Origin of the sequence: Shinella curvata, assembly GCF_022899935.1 — a bacterium.
Taxonomy (GTDB): Bacteria; Pseudomonadota; Alphaproteobacteria; order Rhizobiales; family Rhizobiaceae; genus Shinella; species Shinella curvata.
In genome coordinates, this window is record NZ_JALJCJ010000004.1 from 314,402 (window position 1) to 336,591 (window position 22,190).

Here is a 22,190-nt window from a genome sequence, read left to right on the forward strand (position 1 = left end):
TTGCCTTCTTCATAATCTTATCGACGCCATCTGGCAAGAAAGCCGCAAAACCGGTCACAAAAACAGAAAAAGCCACATTTGAGGATTGACACCTGCTTTCATCCTGCACGAGATTGACGACGCAGGGCGACCAACAAGACCACAGGGAACGGCGCTCCGGCAAGGCATGCGGCGCATCCGCAATGCCGCTTGGGGAGGGAGTTGATGGACGGACACGTCGAACTCAGCCGCGCCGTTGAGGATCGCATTCGTGCGATGCCCTGCTGGCATGGCCGGATCGAGATCGCGCCGCTGAAAGGCGGGATCAGCAATGAAAGTTACGTCGTCGGCGATAGCGCCGGACGCCATGTCGTGCGCTTCGGCAAAGACTACCCTTTCCATCACGTCTTTCGAGACCGCGAGCTGATGACGGCGCGGGCCGCGCATGCGGCCGGCTTCGGGCCGGAGGTGCGCTATGCCGAGCCCGGCGTCATGGTGTCGGCCTATCTCGGGGCGAAAACCTATAGGGCGGGTGACGTCGTCGTCGAGCGGCGGCGCGTTGCCGATCTGCTCTGCCGTTTCCACACGCGGATGCCGCAGGAAATCAGCGGCGCCGCCTTCCTCTTCTGGCCCTTCCATGTGGTGCGCGACTATGCCCGCACGCTGAAAGCCGGAAACAGCCGCATGGTGCCGCATCTGCCTGAGTACATCGCGTTGGCCGATGAGCTGGAAGCGGCGCAGGCGCCGCTCCCGATTGTCTTCGGTCACAACGATCTTTTGCCGGCTAATATTCTCGATGATGGCCAGAAGCTCTGGCTGATCGATTTCGAATATGCCGGCTTCTCCACCGCCATGTTCGACCTGGCCGGCGCCACCTCCAATGCCGGGCTTTCGCCCGACGAGGCGGAGGATTTCCTCGACGCCTATTTCGGCGGTGCACCGGACCCCGCGATCCATCGCTCGCATGCAGCCATGCAATGTGCCTCGCTGCTGCGCGAGGCGATGTGGAGCATGGTGTCTGAACTGCACCTCACCGCGCCCGGCGCCGATTACGTCAGCTACACCGCTTATAATCTCGACCGCCTGGAAAAGGCCCTCGACCACTACAGACGCTCATACGGGAAACCAAAGACATGACCCTGCCATCCCATGCCGAGATCGTTGTCATCGGCGGCGGTATCATCGGCTGCTCGACGGCCTATCACCTGGCGCGCGACCACAAGGCGAGTGTCGTCCTGCTCGAGCAGGGCACGCTGACTTCTGGTTCCACCTGGCATGCCGCCGGCCTTGTCGGCCAGCTGCGCTCCTCGGCCTCGATCACCCGCGTGCTGAAATACTCCGTCGATCTCTACAAAGGGCTGGAGGCCGAGACCGGCCTTGCCACCGGTTGGAAGATGAGCGGCTGCCTCCGCCTTGCCACCAACCAGGACCGCTGGACCGAATTCCGCCGCCTCGCGACGACCGCCAAGAGCTTCGGCATGGACATGCATCTGCTGACGCCGCAGGAGGTCAAGGCGATGTGGCCGCTGATGGAGGTCGGCGATCTCGTCGGTGCGAGCTGGCTGCCGACCGACGGGCAGGCAAGCCCCTCCGACATCACCCAGTCGCTGGCCAAGGGCGCGCGCATGCATGGCGCCAAGATCGTCGAGAACGTGCGTGTCACGGGCTTCGACATGGAGGAGGGGCGCATACGGCGCGTGCGCACGACGCTCGGCGATATCGCCTGCGAGAAGGTCGTCAACTGCGCGGGCCAATGGGCGCGGCAGGTGGGGGCGATGGCCGGCATCAACGTGCCGCTGCAACCGGTCAAGCACCAGTATATCATCACGGAAAAGGTGCCGGGCCTCTCGACCGATGCGCCGACCATCCGTGACCCGGATCGCCGCACCTATTTCAAGGAGGAGGTCGGTGGCCTCGTCATGGGGGGCTATGAGCCGAACCCGCAGCCCTGGACCACCGGCGACGTGCCGGACGAATGGGCCTTCCGCCTGTTCGACGACGATTTCGACCATTTCGAGCAGCATATGGAGCAGGCGATTGCCCGCGTGCCGGCGCTGGAGACGGTCGGCGTCAAGCAGATGATCAACGGTCCCGAGAGCTTTACACCCGACGGTAATTTCATTCTCGGCGTTGCGCCGGAATGCAAAAACATGTTCGTCGGCGCAGGCTTCAATGCCTTTGGCATCGCCTCCGGGGGAGGGGCAGGGTGGGTGCTGGCGCAATGGGTCGTCGATGGCGAAGCGCCGCTCGATCTCTGGGTGGTCGATATCCGCCGCTTCGCCGGCATGCATCGCGATCGCCAATGGGTGCTCGACCGCACGCTGGAAGCCTATGGCAAGCACTACACGATCGGCTTCCCGCACGAGGAATATGAGAGCGGCCGCCCGCGTGTCGTCTCGCCGCTCTATGAGCGCCTGAAGGCGCATGGCGCGGTGTTCGGCTCGAAGCTTGGCTGGGAGCGGCCGAACTGGTTCGCGCCCAAGGGCGTGGAACCGAAGGATATCTATTCCATGGGCCGACAGAACTGGTTTGCCGCCGTCGGCGACGAGCACCGCCATGTGCGCGAGGCCGTCGGCATCTTCGACCAATCCTCCTTCGCCAAATACGAGATGACGGGGCCCGACGCGCTGAAGGCGCTCGACTGGATCTGCGCCAACGACGTCGGCAAGCCGGCCGGGCGGCTCACCTATACCCAGCTTCTCAACAGCCGCGGCGGCATCGAGGCGGACCTGACGGTGGCGCGCCTTGCGGAAGAGAAATTCTACATCGTCACGGGCACCGGCTTCCGCACGCACGATCTGGGCTGGATCGAGGACCATATCCCCGAGGGCCTCGACGTGACCCTGCGCGATGTGACCGAGGATTTCGGCACGCTCTCGCTGATGGGGCCGAAGGCGCGTGACGTGCTCGCGGCCGTCACCGATGCGGATGTCTCCAACGCCGCCTTCCCCTTCGGCCATGTGCGGGAAATCGCGATTGCCGGCCATACCGTCCGGGCGCTGCGCGTCACCTATGTCGGCGAGCTCGGCTGGGAGTTGCACGTGCCGATCGCCGCCATCGGAACCGTTTTCGACGCGCTGATGGCGGCGGGAGCGCCCTTCGATATCCGCCCTGTCGGCTATCGCGCGCTGGAATCGCTGCGCCTCGAAAAGGGCTATCGCGCCTGGGGTTCGGATATCACGCCGAACGACACGCCCTTCGATGCCGGTCTCGGCTGGGCGGTGAAGCTGCGCAAGAACACCGACTTCCTCGGTCGCCGGGCGCTGGAAACCGCGCAGGGCGAACCGCGCAAGAAGGCCTTCGCCGGCTTCACGGTCGATAATCCCGATATCGTGCTGGTCGGCCGCGAGACGATCCTGCGCAACGGCGAGCCTGTGGGCTACCTCACCAGCGGCGGTTTTGGCTACACACTCGGCAAGAATGTCGGCTACGGCTATGTGCGCCGCACCGACGGTGTCGACGACGCGTTTCTGGGCGATGGCGACTATGAGCTTGTCGTCGCCATGGAGCGTACGCCGGCCAGAATTCACCTGGAGCCGCTCTATGACCCTGCTGCTGCGCGGGTGAAGGCGTAATCGCGATCTGTTATCAGGGCACCGTCTTCATCATCCCCGGCGAAAGTCGGGGATTTTTGCTTTGAAGCCGGTTTGCCTTGGGCGTCTTCCTTTATTCTGTCAAATATAGTATAGGGGGGTATATTATATTTCATTGAGAGGCGGCCGTGAGCCACACAATTCACCAGAAAGACAAGCTGATTGCCCGCGTACGGCGCCTCAGAGGGCAGCTGGAGGGCATTGAACGTGCGCTGGAGGGTGAGGCGGGGTGTGCGGAGATTTTGCGCCAGCTGGCTTCTGTGCGGGGCGCATTGGGCGGCCTTACCGCCGAGGTGATGGAAGATCACCTGCGGCACCACGTCATGGGAGCTGAAACCGAGGTGGATCGCCGCCAGGGCGGCGAGGAACTGATCGATGTCATCAGGACCTATCTGAAATAGCGCGCGGGATGGAAGGACGAAACGCATGGCAATGAACTCCACGGCAGGCCTCGCGCACGAGCACGTCTTCCTCGGTGCCGACCACCAGCGCAACGAGCGCCGCGTGTGGCTCGTCATCGCGCTGACGGCAAGCATGATGGTAGCGGAAATCGTCGCGGGCACGATCTACGGCTCGATGGCGCTGGTGGCGGATGGCTGGCACATGTCAACCCATGCCGGTGCCATGCTGATCGCGGCCCTTGCCTATACCTATTCCCGCCGTCATGCCCGCGACCCACGCTTCACCTTCGGAACCGGAAAGCTCGGCGATCTCGCCGGTTTCGCGAGCGCCATCGTGCTGGCGCTGATCGCGCTTCTCATCGGCTGGGAGAGTTTTGTGCGGCTCGCCCATCCGGTCGCCATCAGCTTCGAGCAGGCGATTGCGGTGGCGGTCGCCGGCCTTCTGGTCAACCTCCTGAGCGCCTGGCTGCTGCGCGACGATCACGGCCATCATCACCACGGGCACAGCCATTCCCATGCGCATCCGCATGATCATCATGACCACCACCACAATGCCCGGGAACAGCATGACCACGGGCATCGCGGTCGCGACAACAACTTGCGCGCCGCCTATCTGCATGTGCTGGCGGATGCGCTGACCTCCGTGCTCGCCATCGCCGCCCTCCTGCTCGGTCGCAGCTATGGCTGGCTCTGGGCCGATCCGGCCATGGGCGTCGTCGGCGCGCTGGTCATCGTGCGCTGGTCCTGGAGCCTCATCCGCGAAACCGGCGGCGTGCTGATCGATGCGGTGCCGCAGGGGGAGGGGCTGGTGGAGGATATCCGCACGGCGCTGGAGTGCGGCGAGGACCGCATCACCGACCTGCATGTCTGGCAGGTCGGCCCCGGCCATCACGCGGCGATCGTCTCCATCGCCTCGCCTGCACCGAAGGCGCCTGCCGATTACAAAGCGCGCCTTGCCCATCTCGGTGCGCTTTCGCATGTGACCGTCGAAGTTCAGCCGGCCTGAACGAACTTGCAGGCGACGCCGGGCGCGTCGTCTGCTATCGTTGCCCGTGAAAGATATTTCAGTGGGCGACCTTGATTTCAGCCCTACAATCTGAAATATATTTCATTGTGTGAATTATATTGACACGCAATGCATCCTGCGTTTAGGTGCTCATACCGGACTTCGAGGAGGAAGCCCGGTCTTCACTGAGATCAGAGGCGTCGAAACCGACGCTCACGGGCTTTTTGGGAAGGGCTTTGCGCCCTGAGGAGGACACTTGCGCACTTTTTTCACGACGACCGCCATGGCGGTCCTTGCGACCACGCTTTTTGCCGGCGCTGCCGCTGCTGAAACGGAAAATCCGTTCCGCTGCAAGCCGGGCGAAAAATACGTCATGAACGTCATGGTATCGGGCGTCGAATACTGGTTCCCGGTCTATGAAATGTTCAAGCAGGCCGGCCAGCAGCTGGGCTGCGAGACCGAATATACCGGCACGCCGGAATATGACGTCAACAAGCAGATCGCCACCTTCGACCAGGCGCTGGCGCAGAACCCGGCCGGCATTCTCGTGCACCCGATGAACTCCGATCCGTTCATCGAGCCGATCAACCGCGCCATCGACCAGGGCACGGCCGTCGTGACCTTCGCCGCGGACTCGCCGCTCTCCAAGCGCGTTTCCTTCATCACCTCGGACAACAACCGCGAAGGTTCCTATGCGGCCGACGCGATCGCCGAGAAGATGGGCGGCAAGGGCGAATATGCGGTTCTGGAAAATCCGGGTCAGGACAACCACGACAAGCGCATCACCGCCTTCATCGCCCGCATGGAAGAGAAATGGCCGGACATGAAGCTGGTCGGACGCGCGGCCTCCAACCAGGATCCGACCAAGGCCTATCAGGGTCTGTCGAGCCTCATCCAGGCCAATCCGAACCTCGGTGCGGTCTTCATGCCGGAAGCCAACTCGGCGATCGGCGCCGCACAGGCCAACAAGGAAGCCGGCGGCAAGGTCCTCGTCATGTGCGCGGACGTCAATGCCAACATCCTCGACATGATCAAGGCCGGCGAAGTCTTCGGTTCGATCAACCCGAACCAGGGCATGCAGGGCTATATGGGCTTCATGCTGCTGTGGCTCGCCAAGCACCCGGAACTCATCGACCCGATGAACGACGCCAAGCGCTCGGGCTTCAACCCGATGAGCATCCCGGTCGTCGACAACGGCCTGTCGATCGTCACGGCCGAAAATGCCGACGACTTCTACTGGGACAAGTACCTGAAGCGCCGCGGCACCAAGGGTATCGAGGAGTAAGCTCCGAAAACGCCATCCGCGCCTTATGGCGCGGATGGACTTGGAGAGTGGGAGGAAGACGATGGCGGAGCCGGTGCTCACCATTCATGGCGTGACCAAGCATTTCGGGGCGGTGAAGGCGTTGACGGATGTCGGCTTCACGCTCGAACGCGGTGAGGTCCATGCGCTCTGCGGCGAGAACGGTGCCGGCAAGTCGACGCTGATGAACATCATCGCCGGCGTGCTACAGCCAACCGAGGGCGAAATCCGCGTCGATGGCCAGCCGGTGCGAATCGCGTCTCCCGCCGTCGCTCAGTCGCTCGGCATCGGCCTGGTGCATCAGGAAATTGCGCTCTGCCCGGATGCGACGGTCGCCGAAAACATGTTCATGGCGGCCACCAACCGCCGCCGCTCGCCCTTCATGAATTACCGCGCGCTGGAGCGCGATGCGCAGGCCGTGATGAATCGTCTCGCCGCCATCGATGTTCGCCGCAAGGTCGCGGATCTGCCGATTTCCAGCCAGCAGCTTGTCGAGATCGCCAAGGCGCTGACGCTCGACTGCCGCGTGCTGATCCTCGACGAGCCGACCGCGGCGCTGACCGAAACCGAGGCACAGCAGCTCTTTTCCATTATCCGCGACCTCAAGGCGAACGGCATCTCGATCATCTATATCAGCCACCGCATGGCCGAAATCTTTTCGCTCTGCGACCGCGTGACCGTGTTCCGCGATGGCCGCTACGTCTGCACGGACCGCATTGCCGATATCACGCCCGATGACGTGGTGCGCCGCATGGTGGGCCGCGAGATCACGCAGCTCTATCCCGACAAGCTCGGTGCCGATGAAGCCTCCGGCGAAACCATTCTGGACGTGGATGGTATCGGCGATGGCGCGCGTTTCCAAAATGTCAGCTTCAGCTTACGAAAAGGCGAAATCCTTGGCATCGGCGGCCTGATCGGATCCGGCCGCACGGAGATTGCCGAGGGCATCTGCGGCCTTCGTCCCTGCACATCGGGCGCGGTGCGGCTGCACGGCGAGGCGCAGAGGATATCATCCTATTCCGATGCGGTGAAGGCGGGCGTCGTCTATCTCTCGGAAGACCGCAAGGGCTCCGGCGTGTTTCTCGACATGTCCATCGCCCAGAACATTTCCGTGCTCGACCTGAAGGCGCTGACCAATGCTGCGGGCCTGCTGAACGGCCGCGCCGAGGCGACACTGGCGGAGGACTTTGCAAAAAGACTCGCCGTGCGCATGAGCAGCGTCGAAGCGCCGGTCAAATCACTCTCCGGCGGCAATCAGCAGAAGGTGGCGATCGCCAAGCAGCTGGCTGTCAATCCGAAGGTCATCCTGATGGATGAACCGACGCGCGGCATCGATGTCGGCGCCAAGACCGAAATTCACCGCCTGCTGCGCGATCTCGCGCGCTCGGGCATCGGCATTGTCGTCATATCCTCGGAAATGCCGGAACTGCTCGGCCTTTGCGATCGTGTGCTGGTCGTCCGGGAGGGACGCATCGCAGGCGAACTGGGAGCCGACGAAATGTCGGAAGAAGCCGTGATCCGTCTTGCCTCCGGGCTCGGCGCGGCAAGGGCGGCCGATCATGCCGCGTGAGAAGAAACTGGGAGAGCGGGAAATGGCAATCGACACGATGGCGGGGAGAGCGCCGAAAACATCGTCCTTCAAGCGCATCGGCTCGATGCGCGAGGCCGGGCTGATCGCGATCATCCTGGCGCTCGGCATCATCATGAGTTTCGCCTCGCCGCACTTCCTGACGCTCGGCAATTTCCGCGCCATGCTGATGAGCTTTTCCGTCGAAGGCATCGTCGTCGTCGGCATGACGATCCTGCTTATCGTCGGCGGTATCGACCTTGCCGTCGGCTCCGTCGTCTGCTTTGCGATGGTGTTGTCGGGTTCGCTCTTCCTCGCCGGGCTCGATCCCTGGACGGCCTCGCTGATCGGCATTCTCGCCTCAAGCGCCATCGGCGGCGCCATGGGCTTCTTCGTGACGGTCGTCGGCCTCAACCATTTCATCACGTCGCTGGCGGCTATGGTGATCGTGCGCGGCCTCTGCCTCATCATCACCAAGGGCACGCCGCTGTCGCTCTTCACGCTGCCGGCAGGCTTCAAGGCAGTCGGGCAGGGTACTTTCTACGGCATTCCCTATGTCATCCTGATCTTCGTCGCCGTCGTCATCCTGTTCGATTTCCTGCTGCGCCGGGCGACCGCCTTCCGCAAGGTCTTCTACACCGGTAGCAACGAGAAGGCTGCGCTCTATTCCGGCATCAAGACGAATCAAGTGAAGTTCTGGGTAACGGTGCTGTGCTCGACGCTCGCAGGCGTGGCCGGTGTGATCTACATGTCCCGATTCGGGGCCGCCACGCCTACCTTCGGCGCCGGCATGGAGCTGAACATCATCGCCGCCGCCGTCATCGGCGGAGCTTCGCTCAGCGGCGGCTCGGGCACGGTGCTCGGTGCAATCCTCGGCATGGCGCTGCTCTCGCTCGTCACGTCCTCGCTCATCCTGCTCAACGTGTCCGTCTACTGGCAGGACATGATCAAGGGCTGCATTCTGCTTGCCGCCGTCTCCATCGATCACTTCATGCACAAGCGGAAGGCCAGCTGACATGCCCATCGCCAAACTGAAGCCCGCCCCGCGCGAAGAGATCGTAATCGCCCGCCAGATGCACCAGGCGCTCGTCCTGCACTTCCTGGAAGGTCTGACGCAGGCGCAGATCGCCGACCAACTCGGCCTGTCGCACGCCACCGTCAACCGCCTCATCAAGCGCGGCCGTCAGCTCGGTCTCGTCGAGATCAAGATCAAGTCGCCGATGGAGCCGCTGGTCGATCTGGAGGAGCGTTTGCTGGCGCTCGGCGGCATTAGCCGCGCCGTGGTGGTGCCAACCGTCTCCGACAATCCGCAGACCGCGCTTCTGGCGGTGGGGGCGGCGGCGGCGCGCCTGCTACTCGAAGAGATCGCGGATGGCGACACGATCTGCATCACCGGCGGCAAGGGCGTCAGCGCCGTCGTTGCCGGCCTGCAGGCCGCGCGCCGCTACGATGTCGAGGTCATCCCGGCGACGGGCTGCGTGCAGGGCAAACACTATACCGACGTCAACCACGTCTCGACGCTGATGGCCGACCGGCTGGGCGGTCGCTCCTGGCAGATCCACGCGCCGCTCTTTGCTGACGATGCCGCGCAGCGCGCCATGCTGATCAACATGCGCTCCGTCGCCGATGTCTTCCAGCGGGCACGCGAAGCCAAGGTAGCGGTGGTCGGCATCGGCTCGATCCTCAGCCAAGACTCGACATATTACGACCTGCATCCCTCCTCCAGCGAGGACCGCAACGCCATCGAACATTCCGGCGCGAGTGCCGAATTGCTCGCCCATCTGCTCGATGGCGAAGGCCGGGTCTGCGACTATTCCCTCAACCGCGCGCTCGTTTCGCTGACGCTCGAGGAATTCGAATCCATCCCGATGAAGATCGGCGTGGCCAGCGGCCTCAACAAGGCCGGCTCCATTCTCAGCGTGCTGCGCGGCAACCATCTCGATACGCTCGTTACCGACGAGGCGACTGGCGCGCGCATTCTCGAACTGGCATCCGAAGAAGGACTTTCCGCATGAGCGGTGAACAATTGACCCGTCCGATCGGACGTTCCGGCGTAGAAGCTTCCGCCGTCGGCCTCGGCACCTGGGCCATCGGCGGCTGGATGTGGGGCGGCACGGACGAGGCCGAATCCATCGCCGCCATCCAGGCCTCGCTCGATGCCGGCGTGACGCTGATCGACACGGCCCCCGCCTATGGTCTCGGCCGCTCGGAGGAAATCGTCGGCAAGGCCATTGCCGGCCGCCGCGACAAGGCCATCATCGCCACGAAATGCGGCCTCGTCTGGCACACGCAGAAGGGCAAGCATTTCTTCGATCAGGACGGCAAGCCGGTTCACCGGTATCTCGGCCGTGACGAGATCATCCACGAGGTCGAGGAAAGCCTGCGCCGGCTCGGCACTGACTATATCGACCTCTACATCACCCACTGGCAGGACCCGACGACCCCCATAGAGGAGACCGTCGCGGCGCTGGAAGAGCTGAAGAAGGCCGGAAAGATCCGGGCGATCGGCGCCAGCAACGTCAACCGGTCGGAACTGGAACAGTATATTGCTACCGGATCGCTTGATGCGATCCAGGAGCGGTTCAGCATGATCGATCGCGAGATCGAGGCGGACCTGCTGCCGCTCACCCATCAGAACGACGTGGCGACGCTCAGCTATTCTTCGCTGGCGCTCGGCCTGCTCTCCGGCATGATCGGCCCGGATCGGGTCTTTGCCGGCGATGACCAGCGCAAGGACAATCCGCGCTTCTCCGTTTCCAACCGGCAGAGGGCGAAGGATTTCTCCAATGCGATCCGCCCGGTCGCGGACCGGCATGGCGCCAGCATCGCGCAGGTGGTGATCGCCTGGACGCTGGCGCAGCCGGGTGTGACCTTCGCGCTCTGCGGCGCCCGAAATCCGGCGCAAGCGCTCGACAATGCACGGGCCGGAACGCTTCGGCTCGATAGGGACGATCTTGCGGCCATCGATGCCGGTATCGCGGCAAAACTGGCCAATATGGACGGATAACGGACTGTCATCATGAACCGGACAGAGACATTGCACGGGCTCCGCCAGAGCCCGAAGGTGGACGTGTGCGTCCTCGGCGGCGGCATCAACGGGCTCAGCGTCTTTCGCGAGCTGGCGCTGCAGGGGGTCAATGTGCTGCTCGTCGAACAGGCGGATTATTGCTCCGGCGCGAGTGCGGCGCTCTCGCGTATGGTTCATGGTGGCCTGCGGTATCTGGAGAACGGCGAGTTCAGCCTCGTGAAGGAATCGCTCGTCGAGCGTGACCGGCTTCTGCGCAACGCGCCCCATTATGTCGCACCGTTGCCGACCACGGTGCCGATCTTCGATACCTTTTCCGGTCTTGCCAATGGCGTGGTGCGCTTCCTCGGCCTCACCCGCCGCCCGAGCCGCCGCGGCGCGATCGCCATCAAGGCGGGCCTCGGAATCTATGATTTCCTGACGCGCAAGCGCGCGCTGATGCCGAAACACGAGTTTCGCAACCGCCGGGCGACGCTGTCGAAATGGCCGGCGCTCAATCCGTCGATCCGCAATTCCGCCACCTATTACGACGCCTGGGTCAGCCATCCCGAGCGCATCGGCATCGAGCTGTTGCGCGACGGCCTGTCGGCCGGCCCCAATGCCAGGGCGCTGAACTACGCGACCGTGGAGGCCAACGGCAGCGGCTATGTTCTGCGCGATGGTCTCACCGGCGAGGCGCTGCCTGTCCAGCCGCGGCTGATCATCAATGCCACCGGCGGCTGGATCGACATTGCCAATGGTACTTTGTTTGCGGATGAGGCACGACCCGCACCGCTGATGGGCGGCACCAAGGGCTCGCACCTCATCATCGACAATCCCGTGCTGCGGGACATGCTCGATGGCCACATGATCTACTACGAGAACGAGGATGGGCGCATCTGCATCCTGTTCCCCTATCTCGGCAAGGTGCTGGTCGGCTCGACGGATATCCGCGTCGACGATCCCGGCGCGGTGCGCTGCGAGGCGGACGAGCGCGACTATATCCTGCAATCGCTCGCCTTCGTGCTGCCGGGCGTAAAAATCCGGTCGGAGGAGATCGTCTTCCAGTTTGCCGGCGTGCGTCCGCTGCCGGCGAGCAAGGACAGCTTTACCGGCCGCATCCCGCGTGATCATTTCTGCACGGTGCTGGAGGGCAAGAACGGCGGGCCGCCGGTGCTCTGCATGATTGGTGGCAAGTGGACGACCTTCCGTTCCTTCGGCGAACTTGCCGCCGATATGACGCTGGATCAGCTGGGCGTGAAACGCCGTGTCGATACGACAGAGCGGGCGATCGGCGGCGGGCGCGTCTTTCCAAAAGACCGAGAGAGCTGGATCCGCGACCTTGCCGCATCGACAGGCCTTCCCGTCGCACGTCTCGCGTTTCTGTTCGAACGCTACGGCACGGAGGCCGAGGACATCGCCCGCTTCATCGCGGCGAAGCCGGACCACGCGCTGCCGCACGCTCTCTACAGCGCGCGGGAGCTTCAGTACCTCATTCGCGCCGAGGCGGTGGAGCATCTGGACGATCTGCTTTTACGCCGCACGACGCTGGCGATCTCGGGTGATCTCTCGCTCGCCATGGCGGAGGCCGTACTGGATCTGCTCGCCGCCGAAAAGGGCTGGTCCGCGCAGCGGGCCGCCGAAGAGCGCAGCCGTTTTCTCAATCTCATGGGTGAACGCCATGGCGTCACCGAACAAACCCTTTCCACACGGAATGAACACAGGAGTGAACTATGCGAGACAACCGCAAAGTCCGGATGAACCGGCTGTTCGGCAACGGGCGTTGCCTTGACGTGGCGATCGACCACGGCGTCTGCAACGAACCATCCTTCCTCGACGGGTTGGAGAATGTTCCGGCCGTGGTGAAGGCGCTGGTCGATGCCGGGCCGGATGCGATCCAGATGAATTATGGCCAGGCCGACCTGTTGCAGGACCTGCCCGGCAAGGACAAGCCGGCGCTGGTGATGCGCATCGACATGGGCAACCCCTATAACCGCATCCGCCATCGCGCCATGTGGGCGGTGCTGCAGAACGAGACCGAACCGCTGATCGGTGCGATGCAGATGGATGCGGCCTGCGTGGTCGTGAACCTCTTCATGCTGCCGGACGAGCCGGATCTCTTCCGCCAATGCGTGCAGAACATCGCGCGCGTGCGGGCCGATTGCGAGAAATACGGCATGCCGCTGATGATCGAGCCGCTCGTCATGCAGCCCGTCACCGAGCGCGGCGGCTACATGGTCGATGGCGATGCCGACAAGATCGTCACCCTGACGCGGCTAGCCCGCGAAATGGGTGCTGATATCGTCAAGGCCGATCCCACGACCAATGCCGAGGATTTCCACCGCGTCGTCGAGGCGGCGCGCTGCCCGGTTCTGGTGCGCGGTGGCGGCAAGGAAGACCTTTCCGCGGTCTTTGCGAAATCTGCCGCCTTGATGCAACAGGGCGCAATGGGCATGGTCTATGGGCGCAACATCTACCAGCACGCCAATCCGAGCGCCGTGGTGCGCGGGCTGATGGCGATCATCCATAAGGACGCGAGCGGCGAGGAGGCCTACGCGCTCTACCAGCAGGGGTGAGATGCCGGACGATTGCGGGGCATACATGGCGATGTCCCGCAATCGTGTGAGTGAAGTGAACCTGGGAGGGGTTCTGCATGCAAAAATATCTTCTGGGGCTCGATGCGGGCAACACGGTCATCAAGGCTGTCATCTTCGATCTCGAGGGCCGTGAACTCGCGCATGCCGGGGAGGAGGGGCATAGCCGTATGCTGCAGCCCGGCCATGTCGAGCGCGATCTCGGCGAGCTCTGGGCCAATGCCAAGCGCGTCATCCGCACCTGCCTCGATAAGGCGGGCATCGCGGCCAGCGACATCGCCGCCATCGGCTGCGCCGGCCACGGCAACGGGCTCTATGCGCTCGATCGGGAGGGCGCCCCGCTGATTGGCATCCAGTCGATCGATACGCGTGCGACCGGTCTGGTCGAGGAATGGCTGGCCGAGGGCGTGGGCGACCGTACCTATCCGATCGCCCGCCAGCGCCCCTGGCCGGCGCAGACGCCGACGCTACTCGCCTGGCTGAAGCGCTTCAGGCCCGATGTCTTCAAGCGCATCGGAACGGTGTTCTACTCCAAGGATTTCGTCGTGAACCGCCTGACGGGAAAGCGCGTCAGCGAGGTCTCGGACATGTCCGGGGCAGGTCTGCTCGATCTGGCGGCCCGTCGCTATGACCGGACGCTGATGGAGGCCTACGGTCTCGGCGATTGCATGGACCTGCTGCCGCCGCTGATCGAAAGCGCTGACATTGCCGGGCATGTGACGGAGGCCGTGGCGGCCGAAACCGGGCTTGCCGCCGGCACGCCCGTCATCGGCGGGCTCTTCGATGTCGTCGCCTCGGCACTCGGCTCCGGTGTTTCGCGCACGGGCAGCGCCTCGATCATTGCCGGCACGTGGAGCATCAATCAGGTGATCATCGACGGCCCGGACCTTGATGGCCCGGTCTTCATGTCCTCCACCTTCGATCGCAGCCGCTATATGGCGATGGAAAACAGTGCCACCTCGGCGGCCAATCTCGAATGGCTTGTGCGGGAATTCTTCGAGGGCGATCACCATGCCGAGGTCTCGCCATTCGATGCCTGCTGCGCGCTTGCGGCGGCCGTGGAGCCTGCGGCGGACGATCCGCTCTACCATCCCTATCTCTACGGCGCCCAGCAGGATGGCCATGCACGGGCGGGTTTTTACGGCATGGCCGGCTGGCACACCAAGGGCCATCTGATCCGCGCCCTGCTGGAGGGCGTCGCCTTCGGCCACCGCCAGCATATCGAGACAATCCGCAAGGCGGGCGCGACCTTCGAGGCGGCGGTTCTGTCGGGCGGCGGTTCGCGCAGCACGCTCTGGCCGCAGATCTTTGCCGATGTGCTCGGCGTGCCGGTCTCGGTGGCCGCATCGCGCGAGACGGGTGCTCTCGGCGCGGCGATTGCAGCCGGCACGGGCGTCGGCCTCTTCGCCGATTTCACTGAAGGCGCCGAGGCGATGGTGCGGACGGAACGGCACTATAAGCCGAATGCCGGCCTTGCCGCCCACTATGCGCGGCGCTACGCGCTCTACACGGACATTGCCGAAGCGATGACGCCGCTCTGGCGGCGGCTGGCGGCTTCGGAAAAGATGGCAACGGGAGTTGCGGCGTGAACCATCCTGTCCATGAAACGCCTGTCGATGAGGGCACTTACGATTTCATCGTCGTGGGTGCAGGCTCGGCGGGCTGCGTGCTGGCCAACCGCCTTTCGGCCGATCCGAACAATCGTGTCCTGCTGCTCGAGGCCGGTGGTTCGGACCGCTATCACTGGGTCCATGTGCCGATCGGCTATCTCTACTGCATGGGCAATCCGCGCACCGACTGGATGATGAAGACGGCATCGGAGAGCGGCCTCAACGGCCGCGCGCTTAACTATCCGCGTGGCAAGGTGCTGGGCGGCTGCTCGTCGATCAACGGCATGATCTATATGCGCGGCCAAGCGGCCGACTATGATGGATGGCGACAGGCGGGCAATGCCGGCTGGGGCTGGGATGATGTGCTGCCCTATTTCGTCAAGTCAGAGGACAATTATCGCGGCCGGTCGGAGATGCACGGTGCCGGCGGCGAATGGCGCGTCGAGCGCCAGCGCCTCTCCTGGCCGATCCTCGATGCCTTCCGCGATGCGGCGGAAGAGCTCGGCATCCGCAAGACCGATGATTTCAATGAGGGTGACAATGAGGGCTCCGGCTATTTCGAGGTCAACCAGCGCGGCGGCGTGCGGTGGAACACGACGAAGGCGTTTCTTCGCCCGGCGATGAAGCGCAAGAACCTGCGCGTCCTGACCGGCGCCGAGACCGAGCGGCTGGAATTCGACGGCAGGACGGTGACGGGCGTGCGCTTCCGTTTCAAAGGCCGGCTTTGTGTCGCCCGAGCGACGCGGGAGGTCGCGCTGTCGGCCGGGGCGATCAATTCGCCGAAAATCCTGGAACTGTCGGGTGTCGGACGGCCGGACCTGCTGTCCGGTCTCGGCATTGCCGTGCAGCACGATCTGAAGGGCGTGGGCGAAAATCTTCAGGATCATCTGCAGATCCGCACGGTGTTCAAGATCGAGGGCGCGCGCACGCTGAACCAGCTCTATCACAACCTCTTCAGCCGCGCCGGCATGGGGCTGCAATATGCCTTCCGTCGTTCCGGCCCGCTCTCCATGGCGCCGAGCCAGCTCGGCATCTTCGCCAAGAGCGATCCGGCGGTCGCCACGGCAGATCTCGAATATCACGTTCAGCCGCTCAGCACCGACCGGCTCGGCGAGCCGCTGCATCGCTACCCGGCCGTCACGGTGTCGGTCTGCAATCTCAGGCCCGAAAGCCGCGGGACGGTCCATGTGACGGCGCGTGATGTGGTGCTGCCGCCGGAAATCCGGCCCAACTATCTCTCGACGCCGGGCGACCGGCTGCTGGCCGCCAAATCCATCCGCCATGCCCGCAGCCTCATGCAGGCGAGCGCGATCGCAAAATTCCGCCCTGAGGAAATGCTGCCCGGTCGCGAGTACCAGAGCGAGGACGAGTTGATCCGCCGCGCCGGCGATATCGCCACGACGATCTTCCACCCGGTCGGCACCTGCAAGATGGGCAGCGATCCCATGGCGGTGGTCGATGCGAAGCTGCGCGTGCACGGGCTCGACCGGCTGCGCGTCGTCGACGCCTCGATCATGCCGACCATCGTGTCCGGCAACACCAACTCGCCGGTGATCATGATTGCGGAGAAGGCGGCCGAGACGATGCTGGCGCGGGCTTAGCGCACGACCCGGTCGAGGAAATGCAGGACGGCGTGGTTGAAGAGCGCCGGCCGTTGCAGTGGTGCGAAATGGCTGACGCCTGGCAGGCTGGTGAGCGTGGCGCCCGGAATCGTGTTTGCGAGATAGGCGGCGTGCTCCGGCCGGATGAACTCGTCGTGCTCGCCGAGCACGATAGCGACGGGAATCGTGATGCCGGCCAGATCGCCTTCGGTATAGTTGGGCTCGGTCTGCATCATGCGGGAAACGTCCGCGACAAAGCTGTCGAAGGCGTCGGGCGTCGCGGACAGGGCCTGATAGTCCAGCCGATGGCGGTGGAAGCAGCGGTCGAGCACGGGTGTCGGCTGGAAGTCGAGCGTGCCGGTCGGATCCATGTTGCAGGCGAAGAAGAAGACGCCGCTGACACGCTCCGGATGCCGGTCGGCCAGGATCAGCGCGGTGCAGGCCCCATCGCTCCAGCCGACGAGAGCGGCCTTTTCGATATCCAGATGATCCATCACCGCCCGGACGTCGCCGGCCATGCGGGTATAGCTGAACGGTTCGGCGTCGCGGGTGCTGCGCCCATGGCCGCGACCGTCGATGGCGATGACGGTCTTGCCCGCCGCGACAAGGGCGGGCACCTGGTTGCCCCAGTTCCCGGCATGGCCGAGCCCGCCGTGCAGCAGGATCACGGCAGGGCCGTTGCCAAAGGCGGCATGCCAGATCCGCGCGCCGTCGTTTTCCACATAACCTTCCATGACGGCGGTGGGCAGCGGTGGTGCACCGTCCCGCTCGAAACGCATGAGATCGTCATCGGTTATCAGCATCGGTCTCTCCTTCTGTCTTTTGCAAAGGACGCACGGTCCGGGCACCTTCCGACAGGATCCTGAAAAAAAACAGCGGACAGGGCCGGTCGTGAAATCGCGCGAGGAGCAGCGCGGCATTTGCATAGCTGCATTGCACAATAAATGTTTTCCATCTGGTCAAGAATTGGGCATAGTGCATGCAGTCGATGCACACGGCGGTTTTCCTCCCAGTGCCGCCGCATCAGCTGTTCCCCTCTGGAGGTTTTTTAACCTTCACACTTCAATGGGCCGCGGTTTTCGCTGGCCCATTTTTTTTGCCTGCATTTGCGTTGTGCCAAAAGATGCGCTCGAAATGACGCAGATCGAATGCAATCTCATGGTTGCATTAGCACTTTCATCACGCTCTTGTGCTCCAATCCCCCTGCCGACGTAATACGCGAAGCCCGGATTTCCGGGCGGCGCCACGGGCAAGGATGCGCATGGTGGGATGGATAGTCAGGACGGCGGGGGTCTCAACGCGGCAAAAGCGCGCTTTGTCAGCCTGTTCTCCTCAAGTCAGGGGGCTGGCATGACACAGGCACCCGGGAGAACGCCGCGCCTCATCACCGTCGCCTGGCCGTTCGTTCTCATCGTCCTCCTGCAGACCGTGCTTGCCACCTTCAGCTTGCAGGTGACGTCGTCGCTCCGCGCCTTCGTGACCGGCGAAAGCCTCTGGTCCAAGGGCCAGCATGACGCCCTCTACTATCTCAACCGCTATGCCGAATCCGGCAATCGCTCCTTCGTCGCGCGTTATCACCAGGCGATGGCGATGCCGATGGGCGACCGTGCGGCGCGGCTGGCGCTGGAAGCCGATCCGCCCGATATCGATGCGGCGTTCAAGGGCTTCCTCGCCGCAGGCAATCATCCTGACGATATCCCCAACATCATCTGGCTCTTCCGGTACTTCCGGTGGCTGCCGGTGATGGAAGCCTGCATCCGCGACTGGCGAACGGCCGAGGGTGTGCTGATGCAGTTGATCCCGATCGGTGAGGCGATCGATGCCTCGCCGCACATCAACGAGGCCGATCGTCGCGACATTACCCGCCAGCTCGACGAGATCAACGCGCTTGTCACACCCCTTACGAAGCGCTTCTCAGACCGGCTGGGTGAGGGCACACGGCAGGTGCAGGCCGTACTCCTCGTCGGCAATGTCGCGATGGCGCTGGTCTTCATTCTGCTGACGGTCTGGCGGCTGAACAGTTTTCTTGCGCATCGCCGCAACATCGAGGACCAGCTTTCCCACAATGCCCACCATGACGCCCTCACCGGTCTGCCGAACCGCCGGCTCTTCGAAGAGCGGCTGGCCCGCGCGCTGGAGCAACCCGGCAGTCGCCATGCGCTGATGTTCATCGATCTCGACCAGTTCAAAGCCGTCAACGACAATGGCGGCCACGCGGCCGGTGACGAACTGCTGCGTCGCATCTCGCGCGACCTCGACAAGGCGATCCGCGGGTCGGACCTGCTTGCCCGTCTGGGCGGCGACGAATTCGGCATCATTTTGCCGAATTGCGCGCCGGAGGATGCCTTGCGTATCGGACTTCGATTGCGGGAGATTGCCGAAGCGATCGATTTCGTCTGGAACGGGCATCGCTATTCGATCAGTGCGAGCATCGGCGTCGTCCATCTCGCCGAACGCCGCTTCACGCTGCAGGAAGCGCTGCGCGCGGCCGATATCGCGTGCTACATGGCCAAGGAAAAGGGCCGCAACCGTGTGCATGTCTTCGAGACGACGGATGCGGCGCAGACCCAGTTCACCGCCAATCTCAACTGGGTGCAGCGTCTGCATCGGGCGCTGGAGGAGGACCGTTTCCGGCTGTTTTCCCAGAAAATCGACACCATCGACGGAAATGGCGCCCCGGCCGAGCACCGCGAAATCCTGTTGCGCCTGGAAGAGAACGGCAAACTGCTGGCGCCCGGTGCCTTCATCCCGGCGGCGGAGCGTTTCGGCCTGATGCCTGCCCTCGACCGCTGGGTCGTGCGTCATGCGCTCGACGTCATCGGTCGGCGCGAAGGGCGCACAACCGGCACCTATTCGATCAATCTCAGCGGATTGACGCTGAAGGACGACACGTTCCTGCCCTTTCTGCGGGAGGCGTTGCGCCGCAGCCGCGTGCCGGCCGATGTGCTCTGCTTCGAGATCACCGAAACCAGCGCCATCGAAAACCTCGACGAGGCCGTCGCCTTCATGAACGCCATGCGCGCCATGGGCTGCCGCTTCGCGCTCGACGACTTCGGCGTCGGCATGTCGTCGCTCACCTATTTGAAGCGTCTGCCGGTCGATTATGTGAAGATTGACGGCAGCTTCGTGCGTGACATGCTGGCGGACAAGACGGACTGGATGACGGTCGAGATGATCAACCAGATCTCGCATCTTGCCGGGCGCAAGACGATCGCCGAATTCGTGGAGACCGCCGATATCCTTGCTGCACTCCGCACGATCGGCGTCGATTACGCCCAGGGCTATTTCATCGGCCGCCCGGAACCGTTCCTGCCGGAGACTGCCGGTTCCGTCATCCCGTTGCGCCGTGCCGGCGTCGCCTAGGCCTGTTCGGCGCGCTCCAGCGCCTTCAGCATGGTGCGTTCGGCAAGGTTGAGATAGGTCTCCATCTGCGTGGCGGCCTCAGCCGGCTTTCCCTGCTCGACGAGGGTGACGATCGCGTCGTTCATGTCGACGAAGGGCGAGTGCAGATGCTCGGGGTCGTTCAGGAGCCCGAAGCAGAGACGCAGTTCCGCCGAGATGCGCTCGTAGAACTCGGTCAGCCGGGCGCTGTCCGAGAGGTCGATGATGGCAGTGTGAAAGACCATGTTGGCACTGCCGACGCCGACCCAGTCGCCCGCATCACGCTTTTTTTGCCCGTCGGCGACGGCCTGTCGCATCACGCGGATGGCCGGATGCTGTTGCCAGGCCTGACGCAGCGCCCCGCATTCCAGCATGCGCCGCACGCGGTAGATATCGATGACGGAGGCCATGGAGGGCACGGTGACGAAGACGCCGCGATTGGCCTCGTGGCGCAGAAGTCCGTCCTTGGTCAGCAGGCGGAAGGCTTCGCGCAACGAATTGCGCGAGACGTCGAAACGCTCGCTGAAGGCGGCTTCCGAAAGGCGCTGGCCGGGCGCAAGCTCACCCGAAATGAGCAGTGTGCGAATGTGCCGTGCCAACCGGTCCGCCAGCGGCAGGCCTTCGTCGTCTTCCGTCATGCTCTTCTCCCCGCCCGGGCAAATTCTGCCCGGTTACCCTCTTTCCACTCTGCCCTTAGCATGAATGCGGGGACGGTGGCGTCGGAAATTGTGGCGAATCCCGCGCTATGTGATTGGTAAAACGGCAGGAATAAGGAACGATATGGAAATATTGTTGAACAATATTGACATTTTTGTGTAGCGGTTCATCATTGGAGCATGAAACATCCGCGAGGGGCGGGTGCGTGAGAGCGGAGAAATCTCATGGAACGGAACGCAGCAGCACCCGCGGGCCAGAGCGTGGTCGCGCAGGGCCTCGAAACCGTCAAATCCCGTCGTTCGGCGCTTGTCGCGGCGATTTTCCTGATGGCGACCAGTGCCATCGGTCCCGGCTTCATCACCCAGACGGCGACGTTCACCACGAAACTCGGTGCCGCCTTCGCCTTCGGCATCCTCGCTTCCATTCTCATCGATTTCGTGGTCCAGCTCAACATCTGGCGCATCGTGACGCTGACGCGCATGCGGGCTTCGGACGTCGCCAATGCCGCGATCCCCGGTTCGGGCTATCTGCTCGCCATACTCGTCATCGTCGGCGGCCTGTTCTTCAATATCGGCAATATCGGCGGCACGGGTCTTGGCCTCAACGCTGTCTTCGGTCTCGACCCGAAGATCGGCGGGGCAATCAGCGCGGTCTTTTCGATCGGTATCTTCCTGTCGAAACGTGCCGGCATGGCCGTCGATCGCTTCATCATTTTCGCCGGCATCCTGATGATCGTGCTGACGGTTTACGTCGCCTTCGTCTCCGGCCCGCCGGTCGGTGACGCGCTGTTCCAGACATTCCTGCCCGATACGATCGATTTCGCGACGATCACCACCATCGTCGGTGGTACGGTTGGCGGCTACATCACCTATTCCGGCGCGCATCGCCTGCTGGATCGCGGCATGGTCGGCCAGGAGCATCTTCCGGCGGTCACCCGCGCCGCGCTGACGGGTATCGCCGTCACGGGCCTCATGCGCTACGTGCTCTTCCTCGCGATCCTGGGCGTTGTCGCAAGCGGTGTGATCATCGACACGGCAAGCCAAGCGGCAAACCCCGCCGCACAGGCCTTCCAGGCGGCTTCCGGTGATTTCGGCCTGCGTCTGTTCGGCATCATCTTCTGGGCGGCCGCCATTACCAGCGTCATCGGCGCGGCCTATACGTCGGTCTCCTTCATCACCATCTTCAAGCAGGACATCAGCGAGCGCGCCCGCAACCTCGCTACCGTGGTCTTCATCGCCTTCTCGCTGGTCTGCTATCTCCTGATGACCACACCGCCGGCCGCCATGCTGGTCTTCGTCGGCGGTCTCAACGGCCTCATTTTGCCTATCGGCCTTTCCATCTTCCTCTTCGCCGCATGGAAGCGGGAGGACCTTATGGGCGGCTATCGCTACCCGCGCTGGCTGCTGGTGCTTGGTGCACTGGTCTGCGCGCTCACATGGTATATGGGCTACAAGTCGGCCGGCACGATCTTCGGCCTGCTGGGTCTGTAAAAGA

At 63.5% G+C, this 22,190-nt stretch carries 17 protein-coding genes; 15 read left to right on the forward strand and 2 right to left on the reverse strand.

What is annotated here, in order from left to right; all coding sequences use genetic code 11:
- Window positions 1-204: 204 nt before the first annotated feature.
- The 13 genes from MUU55_RS16450 (at window position 205) to MUU55_RS16510 (ending at window position 16,658) form a co-directional block, all read left to right on the forward strand.
- Complete coding sequence (locus MUU55_RS16450; RefSeq protein ID WP_244761830.1) at window positions 205-1,116, forward strand: phosphotransferase family protein; 912 nt, start codon at window positions 205-207, stop codon at window positions 1,114-1,116.
- On the forward strand, window positions 1,113-3,554 hold the full coding sequence (locus MUU55_RS16455; RefSeq protein ID WP_244761831.1) for a GcvT family protein: 2,442 nt from the start codon (window positions 1,113-1,115) through the stop codon (window positions 3,552-3,554). The genes MUU55_RS16450 and MUU55_RS16455 overlap by 4 nt, the downstream gene beginning before the upstream one ends.
- Window positions 3,555-3,700: 146 nt before the next feature.
- The gene (locus MUU55_RS16460; RefSeq protein ID WP_244761832.1) at window positions 3,701-3,973 is read left to right on the forward strand and encodes a metal/formaldehyde-sensitive transcriptional repressor; all 273 of its coding nucleotides are present in this window, start codon (window positions 3,701-3,703) and stop codon (window positions 3,971-3,973) included.
- Window positions 3,974-3,998: 25 nt separating this feature from the next.
- A complete protein-coding gene (dmeF, locus tag MUU55_RS16465) occupies window positions 3,999-4,979 on the forward strand; it encodes a CDF family Co(II)/Ni(II) efflux transporter DmeF (RefSeq protein ID WP_425314187.1) in 981 nt (326 codons plus the stop codon).
- A gap of 256 nt (window positions 4,980-5,235) precedes the next feature.
- Window positions 5,236-6,264, forward strand: a complete 1,029-nt coding sequence (locus MUU55_RS16470) for a substrate-binding domain-containing protein (protein WP_244761833.1) — start codon at window positions 5,236-5,238, stop codon at window positions 6,262-6,264.
- A gap of 61 nt (window positions 6,265-6,325) precedes the next feature.
- Complete coding sequence (locus MUU55_RS16475) at window positions 6,326-7,852, forward strand: sugar ABC transporter ATP-binding protein (protein WP_244761834.1); 1,527 nt, start codon at window positions 6,326-6,328, stop codon at window positions 7,850-7,852.
- Between the two features lie 22 nt (window positions 7,853-7,874).
- Window positions 7,875-8,864 (forward strand): ABC transporter permease, encoded by a 990-nt coding sequence (locus tag MUU55_RS16480; protein WP_244761835.1) that lies wholly within the window; start codon window positions 7,875-7,877, stop codon window positions 8,862-8,864.
- A gap of 1 nt (window position 8,865) precedes the next feature.
- On the forward strand, window positions 8,866-9,864 hold the full coding sequence (locus MUU55_RS16485) for a sugar-binding transcriptional regulator (RefSeq protein WP_244761836.1): 999 nt from the start codon (window positions 8,866-8,868) through the stop codon (window positions 9,862-9,864).
- On the forward strand, window positions 9,861-10,856 hold the full coding sequence (locus tag MUU55_RS16490; RefSeq protein ID WP_244761837.1) for an aldo/keto reductase: 996 nt from the start codon (window positions 9,861-9,863) through the stop codon (window positions 10,854-10,856). The genes MUU55_RS16485 and MUU55_RS16490 overlap by 4 nt, the downstream gene beginning before the upstream one ends.
- Window positions 10,857-10,868: 12 nt before the next feature.
- The gene (locus tag MUU55_RS16495; RefSeq protein ID WP_244761838.1) at window positions 10,869-12,614 is read left to right on the forward strand and encodes a glycerol-3-phosphate dehydrogenase/oxidase; all 1,746 of its coding nucleotides are present in this window, start codon (window positions 10,869-10,871) and stop codon (window positions 12,612-12,614) included.
- Window positions 12,587-13,429, forward strand: coding sequence for a class I fructose-bisphosphate aldolase (locus MUU55_RS16500; protein WP_244761839.1), 843 nt, complete (start codon window positions 12,587-12,589; stop codon window positions 13,427-13,429). The genes MUU55_RS16495 and MUU55_RS16500 overlap by 28 nt, the downstream gene beginning before the upstream one ends.
- A 77-nt stretch (window positions 13,430-13,506) precedes the next feature.
- On the forward strand, window positions 13,507-15,036 hold the full coding sequence (locus MUU55_RS16505) for an FGGY-family carbohydrate kinase (protein ID WP_244761840.1): 1,530 nt from the start codon (window positions 13,507-13,509) through the stop codon (window positions 15,034-15,036).
- Window positions 15,033-16,658, forward strand: coding sequence for a GMC family oxidoreductase (locus MUU55_RS16510; protein ID WP_244761841.1), 1,626 nt, complete (start codon window positions 15,033-15,035; stop codon window positions 16,656-16,658). The genes MUU55_RS16505 and MUU55_RS16510 overlap by 4 nt, the downstream gene beginning before the upstream one ends.
- Here the strand turns inward: MUU55_RS16510 and MUU55_RS16515 are convergent.
- Window positions 16,655-17,461 carry an alpha/beta fold hydrolase gene (locus MUU55_RS16515; protein WP_244761842.1) on the reverse strand — a complete coding sequence of 269 codons (807 nt, stop codon included), beginning with the start codon at window positions 17,459-17,461 and terminating at the stop codon, window positions 16,655-16,657. The genes MUU55_RS16510 and MUU55_RS16515 overlap by 4 nt on opposite strands.
- A 547-nt stretch (window positions 17,462-18,008) precedes the next feature.
- On the opposite strand from MUU55_RS16515, the gene MUU55_RS16520 reads away from it, so the two are divergent.
- The gene (locus tag MUU55_RS16520) at window positions 18,009-20,021 is read left to right on the forward strand and encodes a putative bifunctional diguanylate cyclase/phosphodiesterase (protein WP_244761843.1); all 2,013 of its coding nucleotides are present in this window, start codon (window positions 18,009-18,011) and stop codon (window positions 20,019-20,021) included.
- On the opposite strand, the gene MUU55_RS16525 is transcribed toward MUU55_RS16520, so the two are convergent.
- Window positions 20,018-20,677, reverse strand: a complete 660-nt coding sequence (locus tag MUU55_RS16525; RefSeq protein ID WP_244761844.1) for a GntR family transcriptional regulator — start codon at window positions 20,675-20,677, stop codon at window positions 20,018-20,020. The genes MUU55_RS16520 and MUU55_RS16525 overlap by 4 nt on opposite strands.
- 243 nt (window positions 20,678-20,920) lie before the next feature.
- Between MUU55_RS16525 and MUU55_RS16530 the strand changes: the two genes are divergently transcribed.
- Window positions 20,921-22,186: an NRAMP family divalent metal transporter gene (locus MUU55_RS16530; RefSeq protein ID WP_244761845.1), complete on the forward strand. Its 1,266-nt coding sequence runs from the start codon at window positions 20,921-20,923 to the stop codon at window positions 22,184-22,186.
- Window positions 22,187-22,190 lie beyond the last annotated feature (4 nt).